Source organism: Segatella sinensis, assembly GCF_040095255.1.
GTDB classification, from domain to species: Bacteria; Bacteroidota; Bacteroidia; order Bacteroidales; family Bacteroidaceae; genus Prevotella; species Prevotella sinensis.
This window is the reverse complement of the sequence record NZ_JBBNGE010000063.1, coordinates 1-14521: the sequence shown is the minus strand read 5'-3', so window position 1 is coordinate 14521 and position 14521 is coordinate 1. Positions and strand designations below refer to the sequence as shown.

Annotated in this window: 15 protein-coding genes; 4 read left to right on the top strand and 11 right to left on the bottom strand. The window is 46.2% G+C overall.

Translation table 11 applies throughout. From position 1 onward, the window contains the following. Positions 1-86 precede the first annotated feature (86 nt). The 8 genes from AAAT87_RS13425 to AAAT87_RS13390 all read right to left on the bottom strand — a co-directional run bounded on the left by AAAT87_RS13425 (position 87) and on the right by AAAT87_RS13390 (position 7018). A complete protein-coding gene (locus tag AAAT87_RS13425; RefSeq protein WP_349226691.1) occupies positions 87-1436 on the bottom strand; it encodes a hypothetical protein in 1350 nt (449 codons plus the stop codon). Positions 1437-1717: 281 nt separating this feature from the next. Beyond that, positions 1718-2101: a hypothetical protein gene (locus AAAT87_RS13420; protein WP_349226690.1), complete on the bottom strand. Its 384-nt coding sequence runs from the start codon at positions 2099-2101 to the stop codon at positions 1718-1720. A 144-nt stretch (positions 2102-2245) separates the two neighbouring features. After that, complete coding sequence (locus tag AAAT87_RS13415; RefSeq protein ID WP_298583783.1) at positions 2246-2524, bottom strand: DUF3127 domain-containing protein; 279 nt, start codon at positions 2522-2524, stop codon at positions 2246-2248. Positions 2525-2818: 294 nt separating this feature from the next. Further along, a complete protein-coding gene (locus tag AAAT87_RS13410; protein WP_349226689.1) occupies positions 2819-4294 on the bottom strand; it encodes an HIRAN domain-containing protein in 1476 nt (491 codons plus the stop codon). A 73-nt stretch (positions 4295-4367) separates the two neighbouring features. After that, positions 4368-4721 (bottom strand): AAA family ATPase, encoded by a 354-nt coding sequence (locus tag AAAT87_RS13405; RefSeq protein ID WP_349226688.1) that lies wholly within the window; start codon positions 4719-4721, stop codon positions 4368-4370. Between the two features lie 95 nt (positions 4722-4816). Beyond that, complete coding sequence (locus AAAT87_RS13400) at positions 4817-5938, bottom strand: 5-methylcytosine restriction system specificity protein McrC (RefSeq protein ID WP_349226687.1); 1122 nt, start codon at positions 5936-5938, stop codon at positions 4817-4819. A 1-nt stretch (position 5939) separates the two neighbouring features. Next, entirely contained in the window at positions 5940-6872 is a 933-nt protein-coding gene (locus AAAT87_RS13395) for an AAA family ATPase (protein ID WP_349226686.1), read from the bottom strand. Continuing rightward, complete coding sequence (locus tag AAAT87_RS13390) at positions 6869-7018, bottom strand: hypothetical protein (protein ID WP_349226685.1); 150 nt, start codon at positions 7016-7018, stop codon at positions 6869-6871. The genes AAAT87_RS13395 and AAAT87_RS13390 overlap by 4 nt, the downstream gene beginning before the upstream one ends. Positions 7019-7194: 176 nt before the next feature. Here AAAT87_RS13390 and AAAT87_RS13385 point away from each other — a divergent pair, with 176 nt between their 5' ends. Next, positions 7195-7428: a hypothetical protein gene (locus tag AAAT87_RS13385; protein WP_349226684.1), complete on the top strand. Its 234-nt coding sequence runs from the start codon at positions 7195-7197 to the stop codon at positions 7426-7428. Positions 7429-7792: 364 nt separating this feature from the next. Next, positions 7793-8641, top strand: a complete 849-nt coding sequence (locus AAAT87_RS13380) for an MBL fold metallo-hydrolase (RefSeq protein ID WP_349226683.1) — start codon at positions 7793-7795, stop codon at positions 8639-8641. Positions 8642-8878: 237 nt separating this feature from the next. On the opposite strand, the gene cydB is transcribed toward AAAT87_RS13380, so the two are convergent. The 3 genes from cydB to AAAT87_RS13365 all read right to left on the bottom strand — a co-directional run bounded on the left by cydB (position 8879) and on the right by AAAT87_RS13365 (position 11979). Then, positions 8879-10015, bottom strand: coding sequence for a cytochrome d ubiquinol oxidase subunit II (cydB, locus tag AAAT87_RS13375; protein WP_349226682.1), 1137 nt, complete (start codon positions 10013-10015; stop codon positions 8879-8881). Positions 10016-10102: 87 nt separating this feature from the next. After that, on the bottom strand, positions 10103-11638 hold the full coding sequence (locus AAAT87_RS13370; RefSeq protein ID WP_349226692.1) for a cytochrome ubiquinol oxidase subunit I: 1536 nt from the start codon (positions 11636-11638) through the stop codon (positions 10103-10105). An 80-nt stretch (positions 11639-11718) separates the two neighbouring features. Continuing rightward, positions 11719-11979: a DUF4492 domain-containing protein gene (locus tag AAAT87_RS13365; protein WP_349226681.1), complete on the bottom strand. Its 261-nt coding sequence runs from the start codon at positions 11977-11979 to the stop codon at positions 11719-11721. Between the two features lie 227 nt (positions 11980-12206). Between AAAT87_RS13365 and AAAT87_RS13360 the strand changes: the two genes are divergently transcribed. Then, positions 12207-12575, top strand: coding sequence for an MmcQ/YjbR family DNA-binding protein (locus AAAT87_RS13360; RefSeq protein WP_298532295.1), 369 nt, complete (start codon positions 12207-12209; stop codon positions 12573-12575). 96 nt (positions 12576-12671) lie between these two features. Then, positions 12672-14462 (top strand): 1-deoxy-D-xylulose-5-phosphate synthase, encoded by a 1791-nt coding sequence (locus tag AAAT87_RS13355; protein WP_349226680.1) that lies wholly within the window; start codon positions 12672-12674, stop codon positions 14460-14462. Positions 14463-14521: the final 59 nt, after the last annotated feature.

Genomic DNA, 14521 nt, shown 5'->3' with positions numbered 1-14521 from the left:
ATGGCAAAATCCTGAGCAACTTTTTGTTGCTCAGGTACTTATAAAAAATATTAAATTATAGTGTTGCGGAATTAAGGTTCAAATCATCATTTCATCTCACTCTTAACCTTAGCTCCCGGCGACCCCGTAAGATACTCCTGCGTCTTCGTGTAAAGCCCCGTCTGGTTGCAATAGGTGATGAACTTGCGATACACCCACTTGTAAAGTTGGTTTTTCGTGCCCTCCTTCGTCTTTCCCTGCGAAATGCGGAGTGCTTCAAGTTGCGCCTCGTTAAATGGATTAGGCAGATCATCGAGCAGGTTCTTCGGCCCTCTTCTCTGAGCCTCGCTCACCGAGTCGGCATCCTGGTTCAGCAAATCTGCGAAAAGCTGCGCTTTGCTCCAAAGGTCGTGATACACCAGCCACTCCACCAGCTCGCCTATCGACTTCGTCCAAGTCTGGTTATTCAGCACCCAGAGCAGGCAACCCGCCTTCCACGCCGACACGATGGAACGCTTCGAAATGTCCCAGAAAACATCGTCGTCAGTTAAATCGGCAAGTGTAGCCATGTCTTGAGCCAGCTGGTCAGTAAGTTTATTCAGTGGCTTGATGATGAACCTGCCCTTGCAGATGCTTAGCTTCACAATATACTCATCCAGCTTCTTATAGAAAGCCTCATCATATTTTCCCTGTCTCGGAATTCTGCCGTCACGTCCCATTCTCGCCTTATACGAGAACACCATTCGCCCGAATGTACCATTGAAGAGTTCGTTCTTATAGAACTTACGGGCTGCATACGGAGTGGAGGAGATGGTGAGGTTGGCACGGAGCACCGGATTACCGGTCACGCCATCGGCTGTAGCTCTTAATGCTCCCGAGCGTTGGCGGTCGTAGATATTGCGCAGCATCTGCGAAATTTGTTTATGCCCGCCGCACATCCTGTCGGCCATCTCTACCTCGGGCAGATTCAGGTACTGCGTTCTCTCGCCCAGGTTCTCGCATCCCATGGCGTTCAGGATAAAGGCGGCATTGGTTACATCGGCAGGTGGAAACCAGAAACTCACGTCGGGTCTTACAGGCTTTTCCTTGTTGGCCGACTTGGATTTTATCTGTTTCTGCCACTCCACGAGTTTCTCCAATTCCTTCTCATCATGTTCTCGAAAGTTTCGGCAGATGGCTTCCACTAAGTTTCCCAATTGTCCCTTGTTGCAGCCCGAATCGGCAACGAGATTGGCCATCATGCCACATGATTCCTTCCAACTGAGGTCGGGATACTGAAATTCCGTGCCGCTGACCTGCGCTCCAAGAATAGGGAAGAGCATCGGAACAAGGGGTTCGTGCATGTCTTTTGATACCTGAGAGAGCAAAAGTTGCACACATTCGGTGCCTTTTCCCAGTTTTGGCATCTTCGGAGCGGCGTTTTTTGTAATGTCGTACTTCAATTTTGTCTTGTTCATTTTTCGATAATAGTTTGATAATGAGCTTTCTAGAGGAAGTGGGGATTTGGAAAATCTTCCAATTCCAGTTCTTCCAGTTATTTTTTTGAGGATTTCCTTTCTCTTCTTTCTTTATATAACTATCTATATATTAATTAGTTATAGAATCTATAAAAAGAGGTTTTGTCTTGAAATACCCTTTTTGGAATATTGGAAGAACTGGAATATTGGAAGATTTTGTTCTTCTTATTCCTCTTCCTTTTATTCCTCTTCTTCTAGAAAGCCCCAAATCCTTCTTTGTTCTATCTCTTCAGCTGATACTCCACGATGGCATCTCGTGCCATCAGAGCCTCGGCAGCAATTGTCTCGCTGATGTTCACACCCTCATCGCAGTAAACCTTCAGGGTGAGCTGAATGGCACCATCCTTGGTCTTCGACACACGACCGTGCGCCAGTTTCTTGATCAGCAGCGACTGCGTCTTGAGCTGCGGCTTCGGAACGAATTCGAAGGAGCCGTCGTTCAACTGCTGTGCAATGCCGAGACGATGGAAGCGGGGCATGCTGCCCACCACGGGATTATCGGGTGCAAACAGAAAATAATGAGTATCATCGTAATAAGCCATGCCGCTCTTCTGAGTGTGCTGGCAGTTCATCAACTTGTGGATGTCATTAAAATACTTTTTCATAACCTTAGTGAATTTAAGAGCAAAGAAAGTGAGAAACGTAGCGCTACTTACCTCCGGAGATTCCTTACTCACTCCACTCGGTTAATAATTTTAAACTAATTCAAGTAATTTCGAATCAGTGGAACTGATGACACTGATTTCGAATCAATTAAATTTATAAAAATCCGTCAAGAGAATATCCTGGAACACCTGTCCGTTATATTCACGTGTAGAAAATCTGAGCGTCACCGCCACCACGTCGCCCGGTGCCAGTTTAAACGTGGCCATGTTTCCGAGCATCGTAGCCACGTATTGGTTCTCAAACTTTCCGCCCATTTCCTGCAGCACGATATTGCATTTCATGAGCTGCCCGTTCTCACTCTTCTGACTCTGCACAGCGAAGGCCTCGCCCTGCTGCACCACGCGCATCAATTTTGCGTTCATAATCTTAATAAAGCAAGACCTAACCTTCCTTTAAGGCTCTTTAGTTTGTGGCTCCGATCTTGCTGAAAGCTGATGCAAAGTTAAGGCGAAATATTCGTGTAAGTGCAAATTTCTTCGTTTTAAATCGTTGAAATTCAGTGTTTTCGGAGTCATTCGGAATCATTCGGAATCAATCGGAATAGAATCAAGGAATCAATCGGAACCCTAAAAACGCAAAAAGCGGCAACAACTATCCTTTGGTAGGATAATCGTTGCCGCTTTCTATAGCGTATTTAGTTTTCAGGAAACAATAGATTATACATCTTCTGTTGTCATTGCTTTGTAGATAGCATCTCCGATATTTCTATCAGTTCCCGTCCATTGTAAATGCTTTGGTGGGAGTGAAGGTACTTTTTTGTCCTTCTTCTGGCTTCCGTGCAATTTTCTGTTCATTCCATCTGCCATATTTTTTATGGCTTTTTCATCGCTATACTTTAGCACTCCAATTCCAATCAAGGCACGGATAAAATCAATACACTTTGTTCCTGGGCGAATTGCTTTTACTTCCATGGCAACAGCCATCATCATAGCTACCTGTACATTGGTTGTCAAGTCAATCACAGAAGCTGCTTTTATAATTTGATTTCTTGAATTCATCACAACTCCATTGGGTAAAGTAAATGTAGGCTTCATTACTTTAATAATAGCTTCTCTACAGTCGTGTGGGATGATTACTTCATCAGGAACTACGTTTTGTTGGTCTGTATTGGATTCCTGATTAGACATTGACTCGTTTTGATAGAGTTGCTCTTTGAGTCTTAAAACCACAAGTTCGGTACCCATGATATCATACATTTCTCTTCTTGAAAGGTGCAGATAACGCATTTGTGGTACGATATCTTTCTTTTGCAAGTTGTGGGAGTGGAATATACCTCTTGGCACTTTGTCTAGCCAATCTGTCAGTCTGTTGAGTTCAGATTTTAGAATATCCGTTTTAGCCAGACCCAATGGTGCTTTTAGATAGTTGTCGTCGTATCTTTTAAAAAATCCATCCTTTTCATTTGAGAAAAACTCTTTCATTCTAGCCAGATGGTTCTCGTAAATCTTGTTTCTATCCTCTTCTCTATGTATATTTGCCACAAGGTTCTGGATTTTATGGCAGAGATCTTCTAATTTCTTTTTAGTTGAACTTGATATTGCAGGGTGATTGTTTGTGAAATCTTTCAACTTGTTGAGAATGCGACTTGTGTTTTTGCAATCAACATCGCAGAGTGTTAGGGGAATTTGGCTGTAGTAGTACTCACTTAGATTAATGAGTTCTTCGGCATCCTTATCATTAAAATCTCTTGGTAGCAGTAAGTTAGTAACCAATTCAATCTTATTCTCTTCCTCCATGAATGGCATGGAAATATCAAATGGGGATGGAGCGATTCGTCTTTTGTATGGTTCGGGGGCCAATAGGCATTCCTTGGGGGTGTCAACATCTGCCGTTAAAGTGATGTTGCCAATCTTGCCTATCACCTTAGCCTTTACTATTGTTGTAGAGGACAGCTCTGGGGGAAATACACGTTGTATTTCTTTTGTATAGTTTTCTGATATATAACCAATCTTGTTGTAGTTCTGATAGTACACGGCGATAGCGTTTGAACTATAAACATTATCTGGTTCTCTTTTCAAATAGACCATAGATGGAATAGGTAGCTGTGCTACAAAATCTTTGGCATTTTTGGTCTTTTCCTCGAAATCCTTTCCAGGCATTTGGTATCTGATTGCTGTAATCTCAAAATTCATTTTTATCTATATTATTAAGTTTTCTATATAATGTTTTTATACTCTCCATACAACTCGGTCTAATCCTCCTTATCTAGATAAATACTTCCAAGGAATGGTAAATAAAGTCGCTCGCTTTCAGCATCTGTAACAGGAAGTGCTTCTTGCGGCTGTGATTATCCAGAAGAAAAGGAACGTACCCCATTCCCATATTCTTGTTTTCCGGCTTGTCGAGCATGGTGCGGCGGAAGAATGACAGGGCATCGAGCAGGGTGGTTTTGCCACTGGCGTTGCTACCATACACGATACCAATCTTGAGGAGTTCAACACCTTCTGCCACTTCGTATAGGTATTGGCTTCTCATCTTGTCATCATTAGTAGGAAGGAAACTTAGCGTTTGCCTTTCCCTGATGCTGAAGAAGTTTTGTATTTGAAATTCCTGTATCATAGCTGTTCTTTTTTATTGTGGTGCAAATATACGATAAAAAAGCAGAAGTGCAAAATTAAAACTCTGTTTTCGTGAAAAAATCACGTTGTTTAATATTAAAAGCTGCGTTTTGTCACAATCTCCTTCACCCGTTCCTCAATCTTTCGCCACGGTTGCCCCAGGTTCACAGTCCTCACATAGATGCGATGCCCGCCCTCCTTATACCTATAAGAAAAGTCGAAATCCGCATCCACGGTGGGGTAAACCAGGGTGCCGCAAGCATTCAGAGTATGCGGCTTGCTCCGGTCTTCCTGGTTCATCACATAAGAAAGAATCTGCGAGAGATGCTCCCTGCGCACCTTTTCCCTGCCGCCATACTTCGAAACCAGCGCCTCTCTGTAAAACTTGGCATCAAGAATATGCTTATCCAGCGTATCCGGATTGAAAAGCGTCATGTCGGTCTCCATCATCGGCAGAGCCTCGCCCGCCTCCTTAAACATCATCCCGAACGGAGAAAGCTGAAAATCAATGTATTCCCTATGCACCTCCGGATATTCCTCCCGGCAATGCTGCTTGCAGAAATTCATCAGGAATCGCTCAAAGATGCAGTTCATCCGGAACTCATCCTCCGTGAAATCCACAAACTCCAGTCGTCCGTCTTTATCCTTGACAGGAAGCGTAGAATCCCAAATCAACTTGCAGACATTCAGCGCCAGCAAATAAACCCCATGATGTCGATGCCCCGTAAAATGCCCCGTAAGATGCCCAGGATGATTCCCTAGAAGCCGCTCCAGCAATCCCCCTGTAACGCGAATCTCCTCAATATGAGGAAATCTTGCCAAAGTCTTCCGTAACCTCACTCTGATGTCCTCATCAATACCCTCTATCCTCATCAGCCTCTTCAAGGTAGAAAAGATAACCCGGTTGATGATCACATCCTGCGTTAATTCATCCACCTGGCAGATAGTTCTGCCATTCAGATGCTTACCGCTCTTCAAGGTCTCTGCAAGATTCAGCTTGCCACGAACACCCTCCACCTCCTGCTCCTCAAACCGATACTCTCTTACAAGCCCTCGGCGCAACAGCCTGTCGCAAACATGAATCAAAACCATTGACAATAAGTTCTCCAGCGAATGGCATTTCTCGCCATCCACCTTCACCCGGTCAAGCTGGTCGCTTACGTCCCAGGCATAACAGAGCAGGTAATACAGATTCTCTATAGGAATTTTCTGTTGCATCTCAGAACTTCAGTTTGTTGCAAATCAATTCATACTTATCCTCATCATCGAAGCAGATTTCATGAAGATACGGGAAAAGCTCATACTCGCAAATATCTTTCCACCAGGCGGAAAAATCTTCACAACCCTCTGTCTGGCAGAAATAACTGTGCCCGATCTCCAACCCTCTATCAATACAGGAAATCACCTCGTTGGCCGCTTTCACCTTGCTCACCACCAGCTCCGCATTCTCCTTGCTGATGCCTTTTCCTTCCAGAAAATTGATGAAAGCTTCGTTGAACTCTGGTTTGATAGAGATGAATCTGAATCGGCGGCGCAGAGCGTAATCCACGATGGCGAGCGAGCGGTCGGCGGTGTTCATGCAGCCTATCAGATAAACATTCTTGGGCACAAAGAAGCGTTCATCATCTTCGTTGCTGTAGGTAAGCTTGATGGCATACTGCTTCTTGCGCTTGTCGGCCTCTATCAGCATCATCAGTTCGCCTAGAATCTTGCTGATGTTTCCGCGATTTATCTCGTCGATGATGAAGACAAACTGCTGGTCGGGCGAACGCCTAGCCTTGCTGCAGAAGTCAAAGAAAATGCCATTTTTCCGTTCAAAGCCACCCTCCTCAGAAGGGCGGATGCCCTGCACGAAATCCTCATAACTGTAGGATTGATGAAACTGCACCATCTCGATGTTCTCATCCTTTAATTCTCCAATCAGCTGATAGGCTATCTTTCTGGCGAGGAAGGTCTTGCCCACGCCAGGGGCCCCTTCGAGAATGATGTTCTTCTTGGTTCTGAGCAGGGAGACAATCTTCTTGAATTGAGCAGCGTTGATAAAAGGCTTGTCGGGATCTTTGTCAAAATCGTAGATAGGCTTGCCGATAAGGCGCTCGCAATAGTCAAGAAAATCTTTATATTTTCTTACGTGGCATCTTAGGCTTGTCATTTGGTGGCGCTTGCCGTAATCCTGTTCGAGCCTACGCTGGCGTAACCACCGGGCTTAATGTTGTCTATCTTCAGAAACTCCAGAAAGGCCTCCTTCACCTGTTCCTGGCTTTTCCCTTCTAATTTAAAAATATTTTTATCTACCATAATAAAAGTCTGATTTATATGTTGTTTTATAATCTTATTTTTAAGTCGGATCTAAGAAGATCTAAATCCCATGGGTATCGATCTAAGAAGATCTAATTGATTTGCTCATTTCGATAGGATCTTCTATCTTTGCAACGTGTTTGATAATTATATTGTAGAATTTAACAACGAAATTTATGGAAAAACAATGGATTTCAACTATTGAGCTGCTTAACTATCTGAAGGAACATCCTAATAAGGAGAAAGAATGCAGACTCAATTTGGGCTATGGCCTAAGTTCCACCCATTATTGGTATTGGGACCCCGAGACAAACATGTTCATGCACTCCCGCGACTGGGATTTTGAGCCTTATACCGCAAGTCAAGTGGTTAAATGGTACGGGGAAGGCAAATGGAAGATTGAGCAATGAATTGAGAGTGGGGGTGAACGAATAGTTCATCCCCTTGTTTGTATTGCCAAAGAGAACTGCATCCGGATTATATGTTCTTTCTATTTTTGCCATAATCGAAACCATTTTTTGTTTTATGTCGCAAAGTTAAGATTATTATTTGGAATAAGCAAAGTTTTTGGGGCTTTTTCTTGGTGGTTTATCAAAAAATGAGTAGTTTTGCGGACGTGAATCTTCTCAGTAATAAGTGAATCAAATCTTCCTGATGATGAGGAGAACTCTTCCTGCTGATGAGGAAATCTATTCCTGATGCTGAGGGTATCTATTCCTGATGAGGGAGATTGAGATAAAACAAAATATAAATTATAACGAAAATAGCGAAAAGATGAATCAAATTACGATGCTCGGAACGGGAAATGCTACGGTTTCCCAGATTTATAATACCTGTTTTGTGCTCCAGACTTCCAGCACCCTGATGCTGGTGGATGCGGGCGGAGGAAACGGAATACTGGCGCAGCTGAAGAAGGTGAATGTTCAGATTTCTGATATTCATCACCTCTTTGTTACCCATGCGCATACCGACCATGTGCTGGGTGTGATCTGGGTAATCCGAATGGTGGCTCAATGCAAGGGGTACGAGGGATTGCTGCACGTGTATGGCAACGACAAGGTGATGAAGGTGATCAAAACCATCATCGACATGATTCTTGCCAAGAAGCAACTGGCTAAGGTGGCTGAAAGGGTGGTGTTCCATCAGCTGGAAGATGGTGATTGTTTCGAAGTGGGGGATATGAAGATGGAATGCTTTGATATTCAATCTACTAAGGAGAAGCAGTTTGGATTCCGAGCTGAGTTGCCTGCTGTTTCTGAAGATAATGCTGCATCTGATAATGCTTCTGAAGATAATCATGCTAAACCTTTGGTTTTGGCGTGTCTGGGCGATGAGCCTTATAACGAGCAGAACCGTCGCTACATAGAGGGGGCGGACTGGATGATGTGCGAGGCGTTCTGCCTCTATGCCGACCGAGATACGTTCAAACCTTACGAGAAATGCCACAGTACGGCGCTTGATGCCGGAAAACTGGCGGAGGAACTGGGGGTGAAGAATCTCATTCTTTATCATACGGAGGAGAAAACGCTGGCTACTCGTAAAGAAAATTATACCCGTGAAGCTGCTGAGAACTTCAAGGGTAGAATCTTCGTTCCGGATGATTTGGAAGTGATAGAGCTATAAAAATCAGAACATTCGCATGTGGTTCAAGTACGGGCTGAAGGTCCAAAAGCTCCTAGCCCAGGGTAACACCCTGGGGTTTAGCAAGATTTTAGCAATGCGCCCTGTAAGGGCAAAAGCTTTAAAACGTGGCAATGGTAAAGCTTTTGCCCTTACAGGGCGACGTTGTTGCTTGCATGTTTACCCAGGGTGTTACCCTGGGCTAGGAGCTTCTGCCCTTTCAGGGCGTGTGGCGCATATTTAATACGCTTCTCCCTGCTCTATTTCTTCCTGCGTGATGCGCTTGCGGTCGATGGCACGCCAGGCGAAGACGATGTAGGCTAGGACGAACGGGATGAGGAGGGAAACTATCGCCATGGTGCGGAGCGTGAACTCGCTGCTGCAGCTGTTGGCGAGGGTGAGCGAACTCTGAAGGTCGATGTTCGACGGATAGTAGGCGGTGTTGTTCCAGCCGGCTATCAGCAGCAGAACCAGCACGGTGAGCACGGTTCCGATGCCCGTAAACCAGATACCCTTTCTATACTGCACGCTTCTCGATGACTTGTAAATGCCGAAGAGTACGAGCACTATTCCTATTAATAATATTACAGGCAAGATTGGCATCTCCAGGAGATTGTGAAGATACTTCATGCTCTCTATCGTAATGCTGGAAGAAGAAGTGCTGAATCCATCCTTTACCAGTAATCTGATGAGAAATGGCAGGAAGAACAAAAGGAAAATCAGGGCATTCCATGGCAACTGGCGGGTGCAGCGCTCCTGAATCTGCTGGTGTTCGATGTTGTTCTTGATGTAGAGCATGCCCAGGATGCGGGCTAGCATCAGTACGGCAAGTCCCAGTACCACGTTCCATGGGTCAAGCAGGGCATCGAGACCATGACTGGCGTTTGCCCAGCGGCTGATGACGGGTTGCAGACCGTTGGTAATATTGCCCTTGTCTATCAGAAAATTGCTGCCGTTGAAGAAGGTGGCTACGGCGCCGCCAAGGAGCAGCGGCCCCACGATGCCGTTGATGATGAGGCAGATCTGAAAGGTCTTTGGTCCAAGAAAATTACCTATCTTGTTCTGGAATTCATAGCTCACGGCCTGAATCACAAACGAGAACAGGATGATCATCCACAGCCAGTAGGCTCCGCCGAAACTGGTGCTGTAGAACAATGGGAATGAGGCGAAGAAGGCTCCGCCGAAGGTGACGAGCGTGGTGAAGGTGAACTCCCACTTCCGCCCCGTAGAGTTGATGATGAGGCGACGCTCTTCTTCTGTTTTTCCCAAACAGAAAATCAAGGTGTTGGCTCCCTGTACAAACATGAGAAACACCAGCAGGGCTCCTAATAATGATACGAGGAACCACCAGTATGATTGCAAAAATTCGTATGTCATAATACTTTCGGGTTTTGTTGTTTACTGAAAAACTATCCTATGATTCTTTTCGAAATCTTTCTGAAAAAACATTGATTATCAGAGAGATTATTCATATTCCGGTCCTTTCTTAATCTGCTTCACCAGGATGCTGATTTCTACGGCAAGCATGGTGGTGAAGAGTGCCAGGAAGATGAAGAAGGTGGTGGCCACGCTGCCTGCCTCGATGTCGGAGATGGCGGCGCTAACCGGCAGCAGGTCTTGGATGGTCCAAGGCTGGCGACCGATTTCTGCTACTATCCAGCCCGATTCTGAGGCGATGTAAGCCAGCGGAATCATGATGATGGCGGAAATGAGGAACCATCGGTATTGGGCGATTTCCTTCTTATAAACCAAGAATAGGCTGAGGGCGAAGAAGAGGATGAGCAGGCAGCCTACTCCCACCATCAGGCGGAAGGCGTAGAAGCAGATCGGGATGCTCGGTACCAGTTCCTTGGCGTCCTTGATGTAACCATATCCGAAGTATTTCATATTCTCCTTCAAGATTGGCAGCTGGTCTTTCGCCTTGGTTTCGCGATAGGTTTTCAGGGCAACAATCGCCTTCTTTCCCCGGGCTATCTTCTCCTGCACGGATGGTTCACGGGTGCCATCCTCGTGGGTGTAACCCTTGAGAATATCGTTCACACCTGGCACGTAGCCATCGGCTGTGCGGGTGGCTAAGAACGAGAGCATGTTAGGGATGGCGATGCGCATGGCTGGCTCCTGCTCGTTTTCGTAATCGGGCTGCCAGAAGGGATGAACGGCTGCTATCGCCGTAAGGCTCTCACCCTTTCCACCATTATATAATGCTTCCATCGCAGCCAGTTTCATTGGCTGCACCTGTGCCACCCGATAGGCGGAATTGTCGCCGGTCATCGCAGCCAGCAGGGTGGCGATGAGTCCTACTCCGGCACCCATCTTGATGCTCGCCTTGGCAAGTTGGGTTTCTCTCTTTTTCAGGAGATACCAGCAGCTTACGGCTACCACGAAGGTGGCTCCGATGATCCAGGATGAGGTGACGGTGTGGGTGAACTTGTTGATGGCGAATGGCGAGAGTGCCACATCCAGGAAGGAGGTCATCTCAAAGCGCATGGTGTCGGGATTGAATTCCTGCCCCACCGGATATTGCATCCAGGCGTTGGCTACGAGAATCCACCAGGCAGAAATGGTGGCTCCAAGTCCCGTGAGCCAGGTGGAGGCAAGGTGGAAGCCCCGGCTCACCTTATCCCAGCCGAAGAACATTACGGCTACGAAGGTGCTCTCCATGAAGAATGCCAGGATGCCTTCTATGGCTAGGGGAGCGCCGAATACGTCGCCCACAAACCAGGAGTAATTGCTCCAGTTGGTGCCGAATTCAAATTCCAGGATGATGCCTGTGGCAACGCCCATGGCGAAGTTCACGCCAAAGAGTTTTTGCCAGAAACGGGTTACGTGCTTCCAAAACGGTTTGTTGGTGCGGTAGTAACATGTTTCGGCAATGCCCATGATTACTGCCAGTCCCAGGGTGAGCGGCACGAATAACCAATGGTAGATGGCTGTGAGTGCGAATTGCGCCCTCGACCAGTCGATGGTGGCTGATGTAATGTCTAACAATAGATTTGTCATCATAGTTGAATGGTTTAAAAATTGTTATTATATAATGTTTTTGTATTTCTTCCGATAATATAGGATTGAAATTCAGAGTCTTATCTGTTCAGAATTTCCTTGGATACGAAGCCCGCCTTATCTCCGTTCTTGGAATTCGTATTGATAAAATCCGGAAAGAAAAAGAGCTTGAGCACCAGGAAGATGATGGCAAGTTTGATGAGGATGACAGCCCACAACGTCTTGCCCAGGGTCATCGTCCTGAAACCATCGTAATAGAGATGGAAAATCCGGGACAGCAGTCCTTCTTTCATCAGTTTTACATCGGTTTTCATCAGTTTTTTATCCTTTTTCTTCTGCATAAGCACTCCTTCTTTAAAAAGTCTGCTGCAAATCTACAATAAAATTATGTAACTACCAAATATTTTGTTGAAAAGTTACAAAAAGATTATTTTTAGGTATCCCATAAGGGAGTTATTTTAAAGTTTTCTTTTTTTTTATGAGATAAGTCTTGCCGTTTCATCAGAATTTATTATCTTTGTCCCCTAAAACATAGAAACATTTTAATCAGAAATAATCAGAAGAAATGATGAATATAGAATCAGTTAGAGAGTATTGCCTCTCGCTTCCCCTCGTAACCGAGGCTTTTCCTTTTGATGAGCGGACTTTGGTGTTTCGCATTTTGGGCAAGATCTTTGCCTGTGTTGACCTGGAGCGCCCCGAGTTGATTACGATGAAATGTAATGCCGATTACGCCCTCGAACTCCGGGAAGTGCATCCCGAAATAGAAGGCGCATGGCATTGGAATAAGAAATACTGGAATCAGGTAAACCTTTATGGCACGCTGGAAGATGATTTCATCCAGGCCCTGATTCGCCACAGCTATTCCGAAGTGGTGAAGAAGCTCAAGAAACAGGAGCGGATGGAGCATCCGGAAATAACGGAGGTGAAGGAATAGGGAGAATTATTCATTTTTTCTGTAGTTTGGGTAATGCGTGTTTCCAGGATTCTTCGTATCTTTGCACCCGGAAATCATAATTAAAACTATAAGAAAATGTATATTGAGAAAATAAAGTCGCCAGCCGACTTGAAGAAGCTGGATTTGAAGGAACTGCAGGTGGTGGCTGATGAAACCAGACAGGCTGTGCTGAACCGTGTGAGCAAGCATGGCGGTCATGTGGGACCGAACCTGGGATTCGTGGAGGCTACCGTGGCGCTTCACTACGTTTTTAATGCGCCAAAGGATAAGTTCGTGTTTGACGTAAGCCACCAATGTTATCCGCATAAGGTGCTCACCGGACGAGCTGCGGGATTCCTCGGCGATGTGGATGACATGAATGCCATTTCGGGCTATTCTTCTCCTGCCGAATGTCCGGAGTATGACAATTTTGAGGTGGGGCATACTTCCACTTCCGTGAGTCTTGCCACCGGTTTGCAGAAGGCGCGCGACGTCAAGGGTACCGATGAGAACATCATCGCCATTATCGGCGACGGATCTCTTTCGGGCGGCGAGGCTTTCGAGGGACTGGATGAGGCTTCGGAACTCGGCACGGGCATCATCATCGTGGTGAACGACAACGAAATGTCTATCGCCGAAAATCATGGCGGAATCTATAAGAACCTGCGTGCCTTGCGCGAGAGCAACGGCACCTGCGAGCACAACTGGTTCAAGGCGTGGGGCTTTGAATACAAGTATCTGGAAGAGGGTAACGACATCGAAAAACTCATCCAGGTTTTCGAGAGCGTGAAGGATACGGATAAGCCTACCGTGGTTCACATTCACACAGAGAAAGGTCATGGATTTGCGCCAGCCGTAGCCAATAAGGAGGCTTGGCATTGGGGAATGCCTTTCAATCTGGAAGACGGTTCGCGACCAAGAAGGAATGCCGATGGAACCCTCCCGGAGGTTGCTCCAACAGAGGATTACGGTACATTATTCTCTGACTGGATGCTGGGCGAGATGAAGCAGGATAAAACCCTCATCGCCGTAACCGCCGGTACTCCTACCGCAGGTGGCTTTACTGCCGATAAGCGCCAACTGGCTGGCAAGCAGCACATCGATATGGGAATCGCCGAAGAGCAGGCAGTAGCGATGATTTCGGGAATGGCGAAGGGCGGATTGCATCCTGTCTGGACCGTTTACAGCACCTTCATCCAACGTACCTACGACCAGATAGCGCAAGACCTCTGCATCAATTCCAACCCAGCCGTAATCAACGTGGTAGGAGGCGGAGTGAACTCGATGAACGACATCACCCACATCTGCCTTTTCGATATTCCGATGCTCTGCAGCATTCCGGGACTCATCTATCTGGCTCCAACCACCTGCGAGGAGTATTTCGCCATGCTCCGCTGGAGCATTCTGCAGGATAAGAAAGCTATCGCCATCCGCGTGCCAAGCAATGGCGTGGTTCATACGTCCGAAGCCGTTGATGCTGAATATGGTTACGAGGCAAAGTACAAGGTGATGCACCAGGGCGAGAAGGTGGCAGTCATCGCCGCCGGTTCGTTCTATCAGAAGGGCGAGAATGTAGTCCGCCTGTTGGCTGATAAGGGCATCGATGCTACGCTCATCAATCCACGTTATCTGAACGAGGTGGATGCCGAGACACTGGATAGCCTGAAGGCAAACCATCAGTTGGTGGTAACCCTGGAGGATGGCTCGAAGGATGGCGGATTCGGAGAGCGTATCGCCTCTTACTATGGCACTTCTGAAATGAAGGTGATGGTGAGCGGTATCAGGAAGGGACTCTACGACAGATACGATGTGAAGGAGTTGCTTTCGGATAATCGCCTGCTCGATGAGCAGATTGTGGAAGACGTTTTGTTAGTTATTAATGATTAGTGATTAGTTATTAATGATTAGTGATTAGTTATTAATGATTAGTGATTAGTTATTAATGA